General features: G+C 63.7%; 18 protein-coding genes. 9 read left to right on the top strand and 9 right to left on the bottom strand.

The features are described 5' to 3' along the window. Positions 1–10: 10 nt before the first annotated feature. Both BB347_RS05825 and BB347_RS05820 read left to right on the top strand, forming a co-directional pair. Entirely contained in the window at positions 11–1,480 is a 1,470-nt protein-coding gene (locus tag BB347_RS05825) for a DEAD/DEAH box helicase (RefSeq protein WP_076581938.1), read from the top strand. Positions 1,481–1,578: 98 nt separating this feature from the next. After that, entirely contained in the window at positions 1,579–2,508 is a 930-nt protein-coding gene (locus BB347_RS05820) for an AEC family transporter (RefSeq protein ID WP_076581937.1), read from the top strand. 104 nt (positions 2,509–2,612) lie between these two features. Here the strand turns inward: BB347_RS05820 and BB347_RS05815 are convergent, their stop codons facing one another. The 5 genes from BB347_RS05815 to BB347_RS05795 form a co-directional block, all read right to left on the bottom strand. Next, complete coding sequence (locus BB347_RS05815) at positions 2,613–3,218, bottom strand: hypothetical protein (RefSeq protein ID WP_076581935.1); 606 nt, start codon at positions 3,216–3,218, stop codon at positions 2,613–2,615. Positions 3,219–3,357: 139 nt separating this feature from the next. After that, complete coding sequence (locus tag BB347_RS05810; RefSeq protein ID WP_076581934.1) at positions 3,358–3,750, bottom strand: sensory rhodopsin transducer; 393 nt, start codon at positions 3,748–3,750, stop codon at positions 3,358–3,360. After that, positions 3,747–5,063 carry a D-arabinono-1,4-lactone oxidase gene (locus tag BB347_RS05805; RefSeq protein WP_076581932.1) on the bottom strand — a complete coding sequence of 439 codons (1,317 nt, stop codon included), beginning with the start codon at positions 5,061–5,063 and terminating at the stop codon, positions 3,747–3,749. The genes BB347_RS05810 and BB347_RS05805 overlap by 4 nt, the downstream gene beginning before the upstream one ends. A gap of 2 nt (positions 5,064–5,065) precedes the next feature. Then, positions 5,066–5,434, bottom strand: coding sequence for a sensory rhodopsin transducer (locus BB347_RS05800; protein WP_076581931.1), 369 nt, complete (start codon positions 5,432–5,434; stop codon positions 5,066–5,068). 192 nt (positions 5,435–5,626) lie between these two features. After that, a complete protein-coding gene (locus BB347_RS05795; RefSeq protein WP_076581929.1) occupies positions 5,627–6,013 on the bottom strand; it encodes a CopG family ribbon-helix-helix protein in 387 nt (128 codons plus the stop codon). 125 nt (positions 6,014–6,138) lie between these two features. On the opposite strand from BB347_RS05795, the gene BB347_RS05790 reads away from it, so the two are divergent. Both BB347_RS05790 and BB347_RS05785 read left to right on the top strand, forming a co-directional pair. Beyond that, the gene (locus tag BB347_RS05790) at positions 6,139–6,918 is read left to right on the top strand and encodes an ABC transporter permease (protein ID WP_076581928.1); all 780 of its coding nucleotides are present in this window, start codon (positions 6,139–6,141) and stop codon (positions 6,916–6,918) included. A gap of 117 nt (positions 6,919–7,035) precedes the next feature. After that, complete coding sequence (locus tag BB347_RS05785; RefSeq protein ID WP_076581926.1) at positions 7,036–8,580, top strand: DUF790 family protein; 1,545 nt, start codon at positions 7,036–7,038, stop codon at positions 8,578–8,580. 24 nt (positions 8,581–8,604) lie between these two features. Here the strand turns inward: BB347_RS05785 and BB347_RS05780 are convergent, their stop codons facing one another. Beyond that, a complete protein-coding gene (locus tag BB347_RS05780; protein WP_139327029.1) occupies positions 8,605–9,924 on the bottom strand; it encodes an MATE family efflux transporter in 1,320 nt (439 codons plus the stop codon). Positions 9,925–10,260: 336 nt separating this feature from the next. On the opposite strand from BB347_RS05780, the gene BB347_RS05775 reads away from it, so the two are divergent. The 4 genes from BB347_RS05775 to BB347_RS05760 all read left to right on the top strand — a co-directional run bounded on the left by BB347_RS05775 (position 10,261) and on the right by BB347_RS05760 (position 13,701). Beyond that, a complete protein-coding gene (locus BB347_RS05775; RefSeq protein WP_076581923.1) occupies positions 10,261–10,467 on the top strand; it encodes a cold-shock protein in 207 nt (68 codons plus the stop codon). A gap of 466 nt (positions 10,468–10,933) precedes the next feature. Continuing rightward, a complete protein-coding gene (locus BB347_RS05770; RefSeq protein ID WP_076581922.1) occupies positions 10,934–11,941 on the top strand; it encodes a malate dehydrogenase in 1,008 nt (335 codons plus the stop codon). 181 nt (positions 11,942–12,122) lie between these two features. Continuing rightward, positions 12,123–12,575 (top strand): response regulator, encoded by a 453-nt coding sequence (locus BB347_RS05765; protein WP_170872007.1) that lies wholly within the window; start codon positions 12,123–12,125, stop codon positions 12,573–12,575. 199 nt (positions 12,576–12,774) lie between these two features. Continuing rightward, positions 12,775–13,701, top strand: a complete 927-nt coding sequence (locus BB347_RS05760) for a ring-cleaving dioxygenase (RefSeq protein ID WP_076581920.1) — start codon at positions 12,775–12,777, stop codon at positions 13,699–13,701. A gap of 122 nt (positions 13,702–13,823) precedes the next feature. Here BB347_RS05760 and BB347_RS05755 read toward each other — a convergent pair whose 3' ends face one another. The 3 genes from BB347_RS05755 to BB347_RS05745 form a co-directional block, all read right to left on the bottom strand. Beyond that, entirely contained in the window at positions 13,824–14,906 is a 1,083-nt protein-coding gene (locus BB347_RS05755) for a hypothetical protein (RefSeq protein ID WP_139327019.1), read from the bottom strand. 88 nt (positions 14,907–14,994) lie between these two features. After that, entirely contained in the window at positions 14,995–15,528 is a 534-nt protein-coding gene (locus BB347_RS05750) for a DUF7122 family protein (RefSeq protein ID WP_076581919.1), read from the bottom strand. After that, positions 15,528–16,436: an RsmB/NOP family class I SAM-dependent RNA methyltransferase gene (locus BB347_RS05745; RefSeq protein WP_076581917.1), complete on the bottom strand. Its 909-nt coding sequence runs from the start codon at positions 16,434–16,436 to the stop codon at positions 15,528–15,530. The genes BB347_RS05750 and BB347_RS05745 overlap by 1 nt, the downstream gene beginning before the upstream one ends. A 141-nt stretch (positions 16,437–16,577) precedes the next feature. Here BB347_RS05745 and BB347_RS05740 point away from each other — a divergent pair, with 141 nt between their 5' ends. Then, on the top strand, positions 16,578–17,318 hold the full coding sequence (locus BB347_RS05740) for a proteasome assembly chaperone family protein (RefSeq protein WP_076581916.1): 741 nt from the start codon (positions 16,578–16,580) through the stop codon (positions 17,316–17,318). The last annotated feature ends 106 nt before the right edge of the window (positions 17,319–17,424 follow it).

Below are 17,424 nucleotides of genomic sequence, written 5' to 3'. Positions count from 1 at the left end.
CCACCACGGTGTGACGCGGCCATCGACCGACGAGGCAACCCAGATTCGCCTTCGCTACGAGGACGGAACGGTCCGGATCGACGGCCTCGACGACGCGTCCGTCTCGCCCGGGACGATTGCCGAGGCCGTTCCCGCTCTCGAGGCGGATCCGCGAACCGACGGCTGGCGCGTTCCCGCGGGACGATACGCCGTTCTCCGAACTGCGGTTCTCGAGGCCGTGGACACCCCCGAACGAGTCGACGACGAGGTGCTCGCGTTCGAATCACTTCGACCACTGGAATCGGCCTACGAGCTTCGAGCGTACCAACGGACGGCGCTCGAGGCGTGGCTCGAGACCGACCGATGGGACGACAGTAGTGCTGGCGAGACGGCCACCGAGCCAACACCCGCGGAGGCTCCCGCGGGAGTCCTCGAGTTACCCACGGGAAGCGGAAAGACCGTCATCGGGTTGAAAGCGATCGAACGGCTCTCGGTTCCGACACTCGTCGTCGTGCCGACCATCGACTTACTCGAGCAGTGGCAACGAGAACTCGAGTCGGAGTTCGATCAACCCATCGGGCGCTTCGGGGGCGGCGAGCAACGCCTCGAAGCGATCACGGTCTCGACGTACGACTCGGCGTACCTGAAGGCGGATTCTGTGGGTGATCGATTCGGATTCGTCGTCTTCGACGAGGTCCACCACCTCGGCGGAGAGGGCTACCGTGAAATCGCTCAGCTGCTCGCCGCACCCGCACGCCTCGGATTGACGGCGACGTTCGAGCGACCCGATAACGCCCACGAGGTCGTCGCGGACATCGTCGGTCCCCTCGTCCACCGCGTCGATATCGACGAGTTGGCCGGCGACCACCTGGCCAACTACGACGTGAAACGCCTCGAGGTCGACTTGCTGCCCGAAGAACGCGAGGAGTACGAGCGTAAGCAAGAAGTCTTCACGAACTACCTCGCCCGTTCCGACATTCGGATGCAACGAGGTTCTGACTACCAAGAACTCGTCAAACGCTCTGGGAGCGATCCCGAAGCCCGCGAGGCCCTGCTCGCGCGCCAGCGCGCTCGAGAGATCATGTACGGTAGCGACGCCAAACTCGAGGCCCTCGAGGGGATCCTCGACGAGCACCGAGACGAGCGAACGATCGTCTTCACCGCCCACAACGACCTCGCGTACGACGTCAGCGAACGCTTCCTGATCCCGACGATCACCCACCAGAGCGGGGCCGCGGAACGGCGCGAAATCCTCGAGCGATTTCGCGAGGGGACGTACACGCGGATCGCCACCTCGAACGTCCTCGACGAAGGCGTCGACGTGCCGGACGCCTCCGTCGCGGTCGTGCTCTCGGGCAGCGGGAGCGAACGGGAGTTCACCCAGCGACTCGGGCGGATTCTCCGCCCGAAATCGGACGGCACTCGAGCCGTCCTCTACGAAGTCGTCGCCGAGGACACGGGCGAGGAACGGGTCTCGAAGCGTCGACGGGACGAATCCTGACGGATCGACCGACACGGGCGTCCTACGGCCCGTGTGAATGGTTGACGCCGTCATAGGCAGCCACTCCCGAAAACCGTCCGAGGCGACTCGAGGTCGGTATGGAACTCGGTGGTGAGCTCGACGTTCTCCTCAGGTTGTTGGCGTTGCTCGTGGTCCTCCTCGTCGGGACGGGACTTCGGCTCTCGGGAGTCCTCGACGCCACGCGGACCGACTGGCTGAACGCCGTCGCGTACTACGTCGCGTTGCCCGCACTCATCTTCATCTCGGTGTACGATCAGAACATCGGCGAACTGCTGTCGCTGACGCTGGTCGCGGGACTGTTGCTCGTCCTGTTCTCGACGGCCGGCCTCGCGTGGATCGTCCACCAGATACAGGGCTCGGAAAGCGACCGACAGAGCGTCGCGATCGTCCAATCGTATCACTCGAATTTGGGCTACCTCGGGCTCCCGCTGGTCGCGGCGACCTTCGGCGCGCAGGTCACGGCGATCGCGAGCGTCGTCCTCGGGGTCGTAACGCTGGTGCAGGTGCCGTTGACGATTCTGGTGCTCTCGACGTTCAACGGGGCCGACGTCGAACTCATCGACGAACTGCGCGGGCTCGCGTTGAATCCGGTGTTACTCTCGCTATTCGCCGGACTCGCCATCGGCTCGAGCGGCGTCTTCGTGCCGGGAACCGTCGCGACCGGCCTCGACGGCGTCGGCTCGCTCGCGTTACCCCTCGCCTTGCTGTGCGTCGGCGCGTCGCTCGAGGTCGACCTGCCGGCGATCGATTTCGGCGCGACGGGGTCGGTCGTGGCGATAAAGATCGTCGCGATGCCGATCTTCGCGTGGCTGGTCTTCTCGACGCTCGCCGTCGATACGGCGACGTTCGTCGCGTCAGTCGTCATGCTGGGGACGCCGACGGCGGTCTCGACGTACGTCTTCGCCGCCGAGTTGCAGGGCGACGAGGAGTTCGCGTCGGTGAACGTCTTCGCGACGACCCTCGTTTCGATCGTCACCCTGTTCGTCCTGATTACGATGTTGACGTAGGGACGGGCTATCGTTACGCTCGAGTTCAACGGGTTGCAGAGGTCGGAACGGACCGACTATCCAGTTGGCAGTTGTCAGACGAGCGAGTACCCTCGGCGGACCCGTTACCGTTCGAAGTCGAATTGGACGGCAACGTCCTCGGGTGCGTACCCCGTATAGATAAACCGAAATCGGCCGGCCCGTAATTCCGGACAGACCGCAACGCTGTCGGAGACAGGTCCCGCTTCACTGATTCCGTCTTCAGTCAGTTCGATCGTCCAAGAAAACCCGTCTCCGGGTTCGTGACTGACTTCTTCGTCAGTGTGCTCGAGTCTACGGTCTTCAGTCGTTCCTCGAACCTCTTCCCATCCATTTTCCGTATACAGTTGCAGATTCCACCGCGTGCTCGTGCTCGTTAATTGCTCTTCCGACGAGGTGTTCACGAGTTCGAAAGTCGCGCTTTCTCCGTAGTCGTACGAGAGATCCATCACTCGTAACGCAAACGCGTCTGCGTCCCCGTACACCAACTCATCGTCGTCGTCCTGATACTGAATACGGTCAAATTCCTCCCCCTCACAGTGTAATTCGGCAGGGACGTTCTCCGGGTCGTCGTCTGGCCGGATGTCGCCGGGTAACTCGTCCGAGCCACCCTCGTCGTCCGAAAGATCGTCGAGACAGCCCGCAACGCCCACCGAAAGGGTACACCCGACGAAGAACGCGCGCCTATTCATGTCGTTCAAACGCTATTGTGCACGTATATGTTTTCTCCACGTTCAAATAGCGATTTCACGAGTTATTGCGGGTCTGCGCGCGCCACCACACGTTGAACGGTTCGAAGAGAGACGTCCGCCCGACTTTACACCGAATTCCTCAGTCTTCCCCGTACGCGACCGTCGAGAGCGTCGCGTTCTCGGCCTGCCGGGTATCCTGGCGGGTGAACTGGACGACGATCGGCACGTTCGACTCGAGGACGATTCCGTAGGCCTCGCCCAGCGGTGGCGCGTAGGGGTCGATGAGGTCGTTGATTCGCGTGTGACGCACGCGTTCGGACGCGACAGAGAGCGGGTACGGACCCGCGACGCGTCCGTCGGCGTAGTACAGCGTCAAGGTTACCGTCGCCATCTCCTCGCCGGCGTTCAGAAGACACACCTTGTCGTTGCTCACCAGCTCCGGCTCCGGTCCGGTGCTGTCGACGGGGACCCTCCCGCCAGCCAGTTCCCAGCGGGTCTTCCCGATCGGCTGGGACGAACTCGAGTCGGTCACGGTTCGTCACCTCCGGACTCGTCTCGGCTCCTCCCAGGTTCGGTCCGTTCCGTGGCCAGTTGGCGCTCCGAGGCCGGGTCGTCCGACTCGGCCTCGAGCAGGTCCTCGAGATACTCAGAGAGGAAGACGCCGTCGGGATCGAGTTCGCGTCGGATCTCCTGAAAGCGATCCCACTCGGGGTACAGTTCCTGAAGCTCCGGCGCGCGAAGAGTGTGTTTCTTCCCCCAGTGGGGGCGGCCCTCGTACTCGCGAAAGATCGGCTCGATGTCCTCGAAGTACGGCCAGTGCTCGAGTTCGGCGTTCTGGATGCACGAGATGGTCATCGTCTGTCGGTCGTACTCCGTCGAGAGGAAGGCGTCGTCGGCCGCGACGGTCCGCACGAGGAGTCGCCAGCCGACGTCGGCGCGCCAGTGTTCGCGAACGCGCTCGCGCACGCGTTCGAAGCACTCGAGGCCGTCCTCGAACGGCAGCGCGTACTCCATCTCGTCGAATTCGCGGCCGATGTCGTCGTGCTCGGGGATGGTCTCTTGCCACCAGCCCGTCTGGTCTTCGACGAGCGTCGCGTACGCGAGGTCGTTGTGGTCCGTGCCGCCGCCCGGGGCGTTCAACAGTCGCAGTTTGACCTCGTCCGAGCGGGGGTACCAGTAGAAGTCGAAGTTGCGGTTCTCCTCGATCAGGGTCGGGATGTGGCCCCGACACTCCCGCCAGTTCGTGCAGTACTCGCGGCGCTGGATCTTGTAGGTCGTCTGCAGATCGAGTTCAACCTCGGTGAAGATGCCGAGCGTGCCGAGCGATAGCTGTGCTGCGCGCAGGAGGTCCGGGTCGTTCTCGGCGTCGAACTCGCGCACGTCGCCGGTTCCGGTGACCATCCGTCCGCCGACGAGTGAGCCCGAGAGGTTCTCGAACGTCGGCCCCGTTCCGTGCGTCCCCGTTCCGAACGCGCCCGCGACGGTCTGCATCGAGACGTCGCCGAGGTTCGGAAACGCGAGGTCCCGATCGTGGAGCTTCGTCCCGGCCTCCTCGAGCGTCGTACCGGCGTACAGCGTCGCCGTCTTGGCGTCCTCGTCGTGGTCGACGACGCCGGTCATGTTCGCGAGTGAGACGACCACGTCCTCGGTTTCGACTACGGGGGTCCAAGAGTGGCCGGCACCCGCGACGCGGACCGTCCGGCCCGCCTCGGCGCACGCGCTGACGATCTCCCGCAACTCCTCCTCGTCCGCCGGCTCGAGTATCTCGTCGGGTTCGAAAGAGACGCTTCCCGACCAGTTCGACCACGTCTCCGCGGACGATTCGTCGGCCGATTCCTGCCCCACGATTACTCACCCGGATGAGCGATCGTCGTGAGCAGGGCGTTCTCGGCCTGTCTCGAGTCGAGGCGGGTGTGCTGGCAGACGACCGGTACGTCTGACTCGAGGACGCTCGCGAAGTCCTCGCCCCGGGGGATCTCCTCGGGGTCTTCGAACTCGTTGAGCCGGAAGTGTCTGGTTCGCTCCGCGGGGACCGTCTTCTCGTAGGGTCCAATGGGACCGCGATTGGTGAAGTACACCGTGATCTCGACGGTCGCGTCCTCGTCGGTCGCGTTGAGCACGCAGACGCTCTCGTGGCTGGTCATCTCGGGTTCCGGGCCGGTGCTCTCCTTGGGAATGTACCCCTCCGGGATCGCCCACGTGTGTTTGCCGGTCATCGTCGGATAGTTCAGCAAACGACGGATGCGCGGATAACGAACGGGCTTGTACGCTCAGGCGTCGGACGACCTCGAGTCGTCCCTCGAGACCGTCGCCAACCCTCTGACGATATTTACCTGATAGCGCTCTCGAACGGCGTTGAATCGATCGGGCGGACATCGATCGACCGGTGAAGAGAACTCCTCGAGGACTCACGACCGAAGTAACAGGACGTTCACCTGCCCTACAGCGTCGAAATCGCGGAGACGATACACGAGTTCGCGCACTCGAGACGCCTCGCCGCGACAGAAAATCGTTTCCAGACACCAGGTTCCCTCGTGCGTGTGACTCGTCGTCTTGATGATGTCCTGAAAATCGTGTTGCACGTCGTGAAGGTCGCGGATGACGCGCTCGTGTTGGTAATCGAACGCGAGCGCAGCGGTCACGTCACCCGAGACCGTCTCGAGTTCGGTGTGGGCCTCGATGTACTCCTGCATCGCTTCCCGAACCGCTCGGGAGCGAGAGTCGAATCCCTCGGATTGCCACGTCCGATCGAACTCTGCGAGTAAATCGTCAGGGATATTGAAACTGGTACGCATCTGTCTACGCCGGTACTAGCGGGGAGAACGAATGGGTGCTGTGGTTTGCTCACGGAGAGTGAGTATTACGGTCCCCGCAATTCGGTGCTAACAGCACTTTTGTGCCGTGTCTGCCGAGAACCGGTATGGATATCGGTCTCGTCGCAGGCGTCGCCGCAATCGGCTTTATTCACGGGGTACTCCCAGATCACGGGTGGCCGATCGCGGCGACCTACGCGTTGAATCGCTCTCGGACGTGGCTCTACGGGACGGTTGCAGGTCTCATTCTCGGGATTGGACATCTGATTAGCAGCGTCGTCCTGGTACTGGCATATTTCTGGTTCAGTCGCTTTGCTGCGTTCGCCGAAGGCCCACTGATGCGGTATCTCGCCGGAACCGTGCTTATTCTACTTGGAATTCACGAATACCGGAACGGCGGGCACGGCACGGGACACGACCACACCGACGAAGCGGGCCACCGTGATCACAAACACACGCATACTGACGACGAGACACACTGTGAGCACGACCACGACCACGGCCACGGCCACTCGAGTGAGTCCTCCCAGCAGGGGGTGCTGACTCGGATTCGAGAGCGACTTTTCGGCGGCGGGCATCGCCACCTGAGCGAAGCAGACGCCGAGCGGGGGCTGATGGGTCTCGGGACGACTGCCCTCGTTTTGGGATTCGCCCACGAGGAACCGATTCAGATTCTGGCGATCTGTGCCGGAACGGACTACTGTCTGGAACTGATGTTGCTCTACTCGCTCGTCGTCATCGTCGCAATCCTCGTTCCGACGCTGATCTTGATCGCGGGCTACGAGCGCCACCGGGAAACGGTCGAGCGGTACACGCCGTACCTGCCGGTGCTGACGGCGACGGTGCTAGTGGGAATGGGGCTGGCGTTCATCGCTGGGATCTTCTAAGCCAGACAGCAGGCACAGGGACAACGCTGAGCCGAAAACGTAACCGAAGGCCGTCGAGAACCACCGGGTCGTCGAGAACGAGTCGCTTTTGACGATACCACACGCAGACCGAGAGGAATGCTGACGAAGGACCTGCTTCGCGTCTCTCGGGCCGGCGGCGGCTATCGGCCCCGATTTGCCGGCCGGGAGCACCGGCCACTTGCCGCGCGCGTCCTCGGGACGTACCAAGGTCACGTCGGCGAACCGCGCGCATCGCTCGAGAACGCCCTCGAGGCGCTCGAGCGCGAGACGGACGACTTCAAACTCGTCCGCGGGTTGGCCGCCTTGCTCGAGCGCGAGGCGACCGTCGAGACCGAGGCGGCGATCGATCCCGAACGTGCCCGTCGGAGGGCCTTCGAGGCCGCCGAAGCGCTCGGGGTCGTCACCGAAGACGAACGGGCGATGGCGCTCATTCGTGCGAGCGAATCGCTCGAGTGCTCCGCGGATGACCTCGAACGAGCGCTGTACGCCGACCTCGAGGAGCGACAGGTTCTCACGGGCGTCGACCCCCGATGGGAACCCGACGACCTCATCGCGCAGTACAACCTCTCGCTCGCTCAGACGGCGCTGTTCGACGCGACCGAGATTCGGGTTCGCTCGAGCGATCCGAAGGTGCTGGTCTCGGCGATCAAGCGCCTGCGATTGATGTACGAAATCGAGCGGCTGACTCCAGATTCCACGGCGACGGACGACGACGATGTCGGAATCGCCGAACGCGAAATCGTCGTCACTGGCCCGACCCGCCTCTTTCGGGCGACGCGTCGGTACGGAACGCGCTTCGCACGGCTCCTGCGAACCGTCGCGAAGGCCGAGGAGTGGTCGCTCGAGGCCACGATCGACGACCGCGGAACCGAACGGACCCTCTCCCTGTCCGACGAGGATCCGGTTCGCGTTCCCGACGCGGAGCCCGTGACGGACGTCTCGTTCGACAGCGGCGTGGAAGCCGACTTCGCCGGCCGGTTTTCGACGCTCGACCTTGAGTGGGACCTCCAGCGCGAGCCAGAACCCCTCGCGACGGGAACGCGGGTGATGATTCCCGATTTCGCGTTCGACTACGCACACCGCGACTTTCGCGTTTACGTCGAAATTATGGGCTTTTGGACGCCCGAGTACGTCGAGAAGAAACTCGCCCAACTCGAGGGACTCGAGGACGTCGAACTCGTCGTCGCCGTCGACGAGTCACTCGGCGTCGGCGAGGAAATCGAGGCGCGGGATTTCCGGGCGATTCCCTACACGGGCACCGTTCGGATGAAAGACGTCGCGGCCGTGCTTCGGGAGTACGAACGCCAACTCGTCGCCGAGAGCGCCGCCGACTTGCCCGCAGAGTTGCGACTCGACGCGGACGTCCGCTCGCTCGAGGACCTCGCCGCAGCTCACGGCGTGAGCGAGGACGCACTGGCGGACGTCGCCTTTCCGGAACACGAGCGAGTCGGGAGAACGCTCGTTCGCCCGTCAGTGCTCGAGTCGCTGGCCGAAGACGTCGAGGTCGGGATGGATCTCGCGGACGCAGAGGATGTGCTCGAGGAGGTGGGCATCTCCGACTCGAGTGCGATCCTCGCGGAACTCGGCTACCGCGTCGAGTGGGAGGGCTTGGCCGGCGGCACGCTCGAGCGGCGCGAGTGAGGGTCCGCAACGTCGTTGGAGCGCTTAATCGTCGTTAGAGAGGCTTCCGCGTTCGTGCATCATCGAGAGGCCCCGCTCGAGCCAGTGTCCTCGGAGGTAGACGGCACCGACCACGAGGTTTCGCCAGACGAAGTCGGCGACGATAGCGACGTAGGCGGCGGTGACGCCGTACTCGAGTTGGACGCCGAAGACGTAGGTGATGCCGAGCAAGAAGAAGACGGCACCGGTGACCTTCGCGACGAACGGTGGCCGAGTCTCGCTGCCGCCCCGAAGCGAACCGGCGAGGACGACGTAGCAGGCGATGAGAAACGTCGAGATGGCGTAGGCCTGCGCGAAGCCGACGGCGTAGCCGATCGTTTCCGGATCGTTCGAGAACAGTTGGACGACGGTCTCGGCGAAGACGAAGATCACGACACCGAGCCCACCGACGGTCAGAACCGCGAGCGCGGCGGTCGCGAGGCCGTTGAAGTACGCCTTCTCGGACTCGCCGCGGCCCAAGGCCTGTCCGGAGAGAACGTTCGCGGCGACGCCGTATCCCCGCGCGAGTGGCGAGGAGATCTGCTGGTAGACCCGTCTGCCGACGTGATAGGCCGCGTTCACCTCGTCGCCGGTACCGAACCCGAGCAAGATCGCGTTGAACGGGAACTCGGCGATCAGTTCGGTGATCCCCTCGGCGATGCGCGGCGAACTGATCACGAGCAATTGTTTCATGATGACGGGCTGGGACGGCCGGACGAATCCCAAATCGCTCCAGGAGCTGTAAATGACGGCGAGAAACGTCAGTGCGGCGAGCACGTCACCGATGGCCGTCGCGACGGCGATGCCGACGATCGATAGCTCCGGAAACGGCCCGAGGCCGAACGCCAGTCCCACGGTGAGGCCGATGTTGAGCGCGTTCGCCACGGCGTTGATGTACATCGGCGTTCGCGTGTCGCCGGTCCCCTGAATCGCTCGCGCGGCGATCATCGTCACGTGAAACGCGGGTGCCGTCAGGAAGATGATCGCCAGATACTGCCCGCCCAGCCGGACGGTCTCGGACTCCGCGCCGAGGACGTCGATCGCCCAGTAGCTCCCGACGAGTCCAAACAGGGCGAAGGGAATCCCCGCGAGAATACCGAGCAAGAGCGCCTGCGTGACGGCTTCGTCTCGATTGGCCGTCTGTCCGCTTCCCGTATCCTGACTCGAGAGGGCGATCGCGCCGTCGCCGACACCGAGACCGAACCAGAGGGGGAGGCGGCCGTAGATATCCGCGAGGCCGACGGCTGCGACCGCGGCGGGAGAGAACATCCCCGCGACGAGGAGGTCGGTGGTCCGCATCAGCGTCCGGAGGACCTGCTCTGCCATTACCGGCCAGGAGAGGCCGAACACGCGTCTCCAGATGTCGATGAGCCGATCACGTCCCGACCCTGCCGATGGCTCCACGAATGTGAGGATGTGCCAGGTCTCCCTTGTAATTTCAGTTACCGGCGACCCGGTACGTCGCGAGGATTGAAGGTAGACACGAGACTCGAGTCGTTCGGCGATGTGAGATGACTAGCTGTGAAGACCTGTTTCAGGGTCCATTTCAGCCACGTATCACGATACCGTGGTCGCAAACGTTGCGTGCGAATGTGGGTGAAGAGTCGTGGTACCACGACCATCGGAAGGGTTATCCCTCGTCCAACTCACTATTTGTTTGTAATGGCAAACGGTAAGGTTGATTTCTTCAACGACACTGGCGGCTACGGTTTCATTTCGACAGATGACGGCGACCTCGACGACGACGAAGACGTTTTCTTCCACATGGAGGATGTCGGCGGCGAAGACCTCACGGAAGGGACTGAGGTCGAGTTCGACATCGAGTCCTCGCCCAAGGGGCCTCGCGCGACGAACGTCGTTCGGCAGTAATACCGAGACACAACTGTCGTTCACAGCGACAGACAACAATTTCAATTTTTCAGAAGATTGCACGCCTGAGCCGACGCTCTCTGTACACTCTGGATGTCCCTTTGTACGCCTCGGGTTCGCTCGTGGGCCGAGAAACCAGCGGTTTCTCGTCATCACGAACGTCGCTTTGCGTCTTTCGAACGACTTCGATCACGTACCTCTCGGTGCAAAAGTATACGTTACAAGGCCGCTCGCTCCCGCCAGCCGCTCGCGGACGGTGTGCTTGCGTCGCGACCGCAGCGGTCGTCTCCACCTGTACGTGGTCCTGGCGGTGGCTGGATACACCGTCGAACAATAGCTGCCAGCCAATCGGTCGTGTCTTCGGTGTCGAACCGAGTGGCGGAAAATCGGACGCCTCCGAAAACGCTACCCACCGTGTCCGTGTGCCATGGGAACCATTCAAGGAAGCCGACGTAAATTGGCGAGTATGCACGTACTCGTCGTCGGCGGCGGGGGAACGATCGGTTCGACCGTCGCGTACACGCTCGCGACGCAACATCCGTCACTCGAGGTGACGCTCGCCGACCCGAAAGCAGAACGCGCGGAAGGGCACGCGATCGATCTGTTCCACTCTCGCTCTCACGCAGCGCACGCGATCGGCCGGCCGGAGTTCGAGGCCTCAACACTCGGCGACGTCTCCGTCGTCGATCCCACCTCGAGTCCCGAGCCCGACCCCGTCGAGGCTGCAGACGCCATCGTCGTCACCGCGAGCGAGCCTCGGAGTTCGGACAGTCTCGAACGCGGCGGCCGACTGTCCGTCCTCGAGCGAAACCTCGAGATCGCGAGCGATCTCGGCGAGTGGTTCGCGTCGGCCGATCCGACGCCGACCGTCGTCGTCGCGAACCCCTCCGATCGGGTGACCCACCGCCTCTGGGAAGCGAGTGGCTGGCCGCGGGGTTCGTTCCTCGGCTACTCGCTGTCAGAAACGGCTCGAATCGCGGACGAGATCGCTCGACGGGTTTCGGCGCGTGAACCCTCGAACGGGGACGTGTCGCCAGCCGACGTCTACTGTCCGATCCTGGGTGAACATGGGGAACACATTGTGCCGGTGTTTTCGAGGACGACCGTCGACGGCCGTCCGGTCGAGTTCGCGGAATCGGAACGCGTAGAGATCCTCGATTACGTTCGGTCGGTTCCCTACGACGTCATCGAGATGCGGGACAACGGAGACTCCTCGCGGTGGGTCACCGGCCGCGGCATCTCGCTGATCGTCTCGAGGCTGCTCGAGGGTGGGACCGACCCCGACGCGGACCCCGTCTGTCTGGCGACGCCACTCGACGGCGAGTACGGACTCAAGGGCGTCACTCTGAGCGTGCCGGTCGTCCTCGACGGCGACGGCGTCGCCGAAATCGTCGAGTGGGACCTCTCGACCGACGAGCGCGAGCGACTCGAGCGCGCGGCCGAGTCGATTCGCGAGTCACTCGGACACCGCTGAGGCTCCCGGACACCGATGGTCGCGGACGACGCGTTTCGAGCGGAGTGTTCTGACCGGCCGAAGCGACTGATTCATTTCGACCGTCGAACCTCCCGAAATCACCCGCAGTCGTTCGAGTTCCAACATGTGTAGTGTGCAGTCTTAAGGTGTTGAACTGTCAGTGGAAGAACGTGCACCATTCGTGAGCCACTCGCCTTCCACCGAGTCGATACACATCTTGCTCGTCGAAGACAATCCGGGCGACGTACGGTTAATCGAAGAGGCCTTCAAGGAGACTGTCACCGAGACGAGATTCCACACCGTCACCGACGGGTATCCGGCACTCGAGCGCCTGCGCGACCACCAACAGGATCCGTCACTTCCGACGATCGACCTCGTCCTCCTCGATCTCAACCTGCCCCGGTTGGGCGGATTCGACGTCCTCGAGCGACTCGAGGACGATCCGGACCTCTCCGCTCCGCCCGTCCTCGTCCTGACGAGTTCGGAGACCATCGACGATATTTCCAAAAGTTACGATCTCAGTGCGAACGCGTATCTGACGAAACCGAGCAGTCCGGACGAGTTCGCCGAGTTGGGTCACGCGATCGAAGCCTTCTGGTTCGAACAGGCTGAGTTGCCGCCGCTCTCAACGTAATTACACCGTTCGCTAGCGTTCCTTCGGCACCATCGAACGCAGTTACTCCTGAACGTAGAGGCCGATTCCGATCGCTTCGATCTCGAATGGCGACGGCACCGCCCCGCTCCGTCGATTCGGTCCGCACGCTGTCCTGGCCGTTCAGTATCCCAGTTCGCACGCCCTCAGCATTATCCCCGCTGACGACGTAAAGAGGCGTATGCCCGACGATATTCCCGGTATCCACCACGTCACCGCGGTTGCGAGCGACCCGCGAGCAAACTACGAGTTCTACACGGAGACGCTCGGCTTGCGACTCGTCAAGCGAAGCGTCAACCAGGACGACGTCTCGGTCTATCACCTGTTCTACGCGGATCACGAGGGAACGCCGGGGACGAGTATGACTTTCTTTCCCTACACCGACGCCCGACCCGGACAAGTCGGTTCGGGGCAAGCCACCGCCGTCTCGTTTCTCGTCCCCGCAGGCTCGATTAACTACTGGCGCGACCGCCTCGAAGACGTCGGCGTCGACCTCGAGGAGCCCCGCGAGCGGTTCGGCGACACTGTTCTGGCGTTTACCGATCCCGACGGGCTCCCGCTGGAACTGGTCGCCCGCGAGGACGCCCCGCCGGCGAACCTTCCCGAGAGCCCGGTTCCCCACGCGCACGCGATTCGCGGCTTCTTCGGTGTCACGCTCTCGCTAACGAGCGGCGACGCCACCGGCGACCTGCTGAAAGCGATGGGGTACCGCCAGACAGACCGCGAGGGGCGCCGAAACCGGTACGAGGCCGACGGCGACCTGGGATACGTCGTCGACGTGCTCGAGGACCCGCAGGCGCCACGCGGAATCCCCGGCGCGGGAACCGTCCACCACGTCGCCTTCCGAGTTTCGAGGGACGACCACCCCGACTGGCGCCAGCTCCTGATGGACCGGGGGCTCCGCCCGACCGAGGTCATCGACCGCAAGTGGTTCGAGTCGGTTTACGCCCGCGAACACGGCGGCGTGCTCTTCGAGTACGCGACCGCCGAACCGGGCTACACGGTCGACGAAGAACTCGACGAGTTAGGCGAACGGCTCGTCCTCACCGAGTGGCTCGAGGACAGACGCGAGGAGATCGAAGCCGGATTGCCGGAGCTCTCCCCCTGATCGGACACCCCTCGATTGGTCGACAGCCGATCGTCCGACTCTTGATCGCCGGCGGCTGATCGTCCGACTCTTGATCGCCAGCGGCTGATCGTCCGACCGATCGAGTGCTCGTTAGCGCCGGCTCACGACGACTCCATGATCTCGGTCTCCTCCCGTGGAAGCTCCTGTTGGAGCACGAACGGACCGAAGTCCGCGGCAGTCCGGCGGGCGATGGTCGCAATCCGGAGGACGTAGACGAGCAGGACGGCGAAGGGACTGAACAGCGCCGTCACGGTCGTACTGACGACCAGCACGTAGACCGACGGGTGCAGCCCCATCGCCAGCAGGTTTCCGTAGGAGACGATGACGAACGCGCCGCCCAACAGCGTCGGAAAGCCGACGTACAGGAGAATTTTCGACAGATCGGCGAGCTCCTGTTGCATGTACACCGTCTTGAAGTACTGGCGAGCGATGTGGATGTCGCCGAGGAGTTCCTCGAGTCGCTCGAGTTGTCCGTCCGCGGCCTCCGAGAGGTCGTTTCGATGACCCTCCCGAAGCTGGCGAACGATCTGTAGCTGCCAGGGATCGTTGTAGTGCAGGATGACGGAGATGACGGTGAACGAGCCGAACGTGGCGCCCTCGAGCGTCTCGATCGCGTCCCGATCCCGCGGGTCGGTTTGCGAGACGAACGCGTCGACCCGCGACTGTAGGTCGTCCGGTCCGTCGCGACAGATGGTCTGCAATCCCCGCGCAGTCCGGCGCTTCGACTCGATCAGGACGCGGAGGAACGACGACGGTTCGGCTGGCGTCGGCCGATAGCCGGTGTGGTCTTCGATCCGCTTGCGGTACTCTCGGGTCTCCTCGAGTCGCTCGAAGAAGGCGCCGGTCGAGCCGAACTCCTCGGAGAGGATGAGCTGGTTGATCGCGAGGACGACGGTGATAAAGGGGAGCATCCCGCCGACGAGGGCCGCGCTGATGGCCGTGATGTCGCCAGCCTCGGCGGGCGTGATCAGTCCGCCCCGGATGAGCAACAGCGAGGCAGCGAAGACCGCGAGCAGTAGTAGGCCGGAGATAACGCGCCGGTCACCGTAGAGGAACGTCCAGCGGACGAACTCCTCGGCGTTGAGCCGTTCGAAGACGGACGTGTCGTCCAGCGATGTGGACGGCGGTTCCACCTCGTTGTCGCCAACGACGTTCTCACCGGGGTCGACGTCCTCACCGGCCATCGTGATCACTCGCGGTACGGTGCACGTGTGCTCGACAGTACGGACCCAGCGCCAAAACGACGCTGCCGGCATATCGCCGGCTGGTCCGCTACAGCTCCCGCTGTCGGCCTTTCGGCACCATCGACCGGAGTTCGCCGTGAACGTAGAGGCCGATTCCGATCGGTTCGAGTTCACCGGCTAGTTCGTGGGCGCCGATCAGGTAGCCCCAGTCGCCGTCCCATCGCTCGAGGTCCTGGTCTTCGCCCGCCGCGAACCGTTTTGCCCGGTCGTCCTCGAGTTCGACTACGCACGAACTCGCGTGGCGACCGAAGCGCTGAGCGAAGTCCGTCGTCGGCTTCCAGTGTTCCTGTCGGGTTCGCAGGCAGGTCATTCCGATCGCTTCGATCTCGAGGGGCGACGGTGACTCCCCGGCGTAGATCCAGATCTTGCCGGCCCCCTTCTCCCAGAAGGTGTAGTCGTCGAACGTCTCGGGTGGTATCTCGAACCGGTCGTCGAAATACTCGACGACCTCCTCGCGACTGGCGCGGCCTTCGACGGTTCGCTCGTCGGGCGTTTCGGGGAGTCGATCGAACCGCTGGCCGTCGTTTTGCTCGGTCTCCGTGGGGGACGAGTCCTCTCCCATCAGGCGCTCACCTCCAGTTTCGCGACGAAAAAACCGCCGGTGTCGTTGTGGTGCGGGTAGATTCTGGCGGCGCGCTCGAGGCTCTCGTCGTACTCCTCGTCGTCCCACTCGGTGAGTCCCGGCGCGTACTCGAGGCCGATGTCGAAGTCGACGACGCGACAGGATTCGGTCTCGAGAGCGTGCTGGACGACGGCTTCGTTCTCCTCGGGGGCGAACGTACACGTCGAGTAGACGACCGTGCCGCCCTCGCGGGTGGCCTGAATCGCTCGGCGGAGAATTCCCTTCTGAATGCCCGCGACGGAGCTGATTTGGCCCTCCGACCAGTTGTCCAGCGCGTCGGGGTTCTTCCGAATCGTCCCTTCGCACGAACAGGGTGCGTCGACGAGCGTCCGATCGAACTCGTCGAATGTGAACCGCTCGAGCGAGTAGTTCCGAGCGTCGTCGTTCGTCACCGCGAGGCTCGTCGCGCCGAGTCGCTCCGCGTTGAACCGGAGCGCGGAGATGCGCCCGAGGTTGCTGTCGTTCGCGACGACGGTACCGCGGTCGTCCATGCGCGCCGCGAGTTGGGTCGCCTTCCCGCCGGGGGCAGCGCAGCAGTCCCAGACGCGCTCGCCGGGTTGGGGGTCGAGAACGACGGGTGGAACCGCCGAAACCTCCTCCTGCCCGTGCGTAAAGCCGTGGAACGAGGTCCACGTCGACCCCGGGGAATCCGTCTCGAGACGCAAGACGCGAGGGTTCCAGGCCGCCTGTTCGTACGCGACACCGTGCTCGTCGAGCGCCTCGAGCGTCCGGTCGACCGAGGCCTTGATCGTGTTGATGCGCACGGCACTACCGAGTGGCCGCGCACAGGCCTCGAGAAACGCCTCGAAATCGTCGACGATCGGCCGATACCGCTCGAGTGGCTCCATGTACTCTCGTTTGGGAGAGCCGGCGTTTGTGGGTTTCGAAGCGCGATACTGGCGTCTGTCCCCGCTTCACCCGCGTCGTATCGGTCGTCTCTCCACCGATTCCCCCTCGATTTTATGAGCGCGCCAGCACACAGTTCACCCATGGCACAGATTCACTTGCAGGGTGAGGAAGCTGACCTCGAGGACCCGGTGTTCGTCGAGGGATTTCCCGGACTCGGACTCGTCGGTAAAATCGCGACCGACCACCTCGTGCGCGAACTCGAGATGCGCTACTACGCGAGCGTCGACTGTTCGGGGCTGCCCGGTATCGGCGTCTACCGAAGCGGCGAGCGAACCGCACAGCCGCCAGTTCGACTCTACGTCAGCGAAGAACACGACCTGTTCGCCCTCCAGAGCGACACGCCGATCGCCTCCGGTGCCGTTCACACCGTCGCCGACTGCCTGACCGAGTGGATCGTCTCACAGGAGGCGACCCCGATCTACCTCAGCGGGCTTCCCGCCGAGCGAGAGGGACGTCCCGCCGTCTACGGCGTCGGAACGGGGTCTGCAGACGAGTTGCTCGCGGCGGAGGAAATCGACACTCCTCCTGAGGACGGCGTCGTCACGGGGCCGACCGGTGCACTCGTCAACCGCGCCATACACCGCAACTACGAGAGTATCGGCCTCGTCGTCGAATCGGACCCGCAGTTTCCGGATCCCGAAGCGGCGGGCGCGCTCCTCGAGGACGGAGTCATGCCCCTCGCCGAACTCGATATTGACGTCCAGGACCTGGTCGACCGAGCCGAGGAGATTCGGGAAAAACGCGAACAGTTCGCCCAGCAGATGCAACAGATCGGCCAAGAGGAGAGCACGCAGGCCCAGCCGTTGCGGATGTATCAGTAACGCCGCCCGTCACGTTCCCAAGGCTCGCAGAGTCCCTCAAGGCTCGGGGAGTCGTGTCCGAGTTCCATCCTGAACGCTGGCCAACTCGTGAACGCCTCGAGGCGTC

It is taken from the genome of Natronorubrum daqingense (assembly GCF_001971705.1).
Taxonomy (GTDB): Archaea; Halobacteriota; Halobacteria; order Halobacteriales; family Natrialbaceae; genus Natronorubrum; species Natronorubrum daqingense.
The sequence above is the reverse complement of the archived record's forward strand: the minus strand, read 5'-3'. Positions and strand labels throughout refer to the sequence as shown.

Bases quoted from the DNA above. Each gene is read 5' to 3' on its own strand.
- BB347_RS05790 (WP_076581928.1), top strand. From the start codon at position 6,139: ATGGATATCGGTCTCGTCGCAGGCGTCGCCGCAATCGGCTTTATTCAC.
- BB347_RS05750 (WP_076581919.1), bottom strand. From the start codon at position 15,528: ATGGGAGAGGACTCGTCCCCCACGGAGACCGAGCAAAACGACGGCCAG.
- BB347_RS05745 (WP_076581917.1), bottom strand. From the start codon at position 16,436: ATGGAGCCACTCGAGCGGTATCGGCCGATCGTCGACGATTTCGAGGCG.
- BB347_RS05760 (WP_076581920.1), top strand. From the start codon at position 12,775: ATGCCCGACGATATTCCCGGTATCCACCACGTCACCGCGGTTGCGAGC.
- BB347_RS05770 (WP_076581922.1), top strand. From the start codon at position 10,934: ATGCACGTACTCGTCGTCGGCGGCGGGGGAACGATCGGTTCGACCGTC.
- BB347_RS05785 (WP_076581926.1), top strand. From the start codon at position 7,036: ATGCTGACGAAGGACCTGCTTCGCGTCTCTCGGGCCGGCGGCGGCTAT.
- BB347_RS05740 (WP_076581916.1), top strand. From the start codon at position 16,578: ATGGCACAGATTCACTTGCAGGGTGAGGAAGCTGACCTCGAGGACCCG.
- BB347_RS05755 (WP_139327019.1), bottom strand. From the start codon at position 14,906: ATGGCCGGTGAGGACGTCGACCCCGGTGAGAACGTCGTTGGCGACAAC.
- BB347_RS05820 (WP_076581937.1), top strand. From the start codon at position 1,579: ATGGAACTCGGTGGTGAGCTCGACGTTCTCCTCAGGTTGTTGGCGTTG.
- BB347_RS05775 (WP_076581923.1), top strand. From the start codon at position 10,261: ATGGCAAACGGTAAGGTTGATTTCTTCAACGACACTGGCGGCTACGGT.
- BB347_RS05815 (WP_076581935.1), bottom strand. From the start codon at position 3,218: ATGAATAGGCGCGCGTTCTTCGTCGGGTGTACCCTTTCGGTGGGCGTT.
- BB347_RS05795 (WP_076581929.1), bottom strand. From the start codon at position 6,013: ATGCGTACCAGTTTCAATATCCCTGACGATTTACTCGCAGAGTTCGAT.
- BB347_RS05800 (WP_076581931.1), bottom strand. From the start codon at position 5,434: ATGACCGGCAAACACACGTGGGCGATCCCGGAGGGGTACATTCCCAAG.
- BB347_RS05780 (WP_139327029.1), bottom strand. From the start codon at position 9,924: ATGGCAGAGCAGGTCCTCCGGACGCTGATGCGGACCACCGACCTCCTC.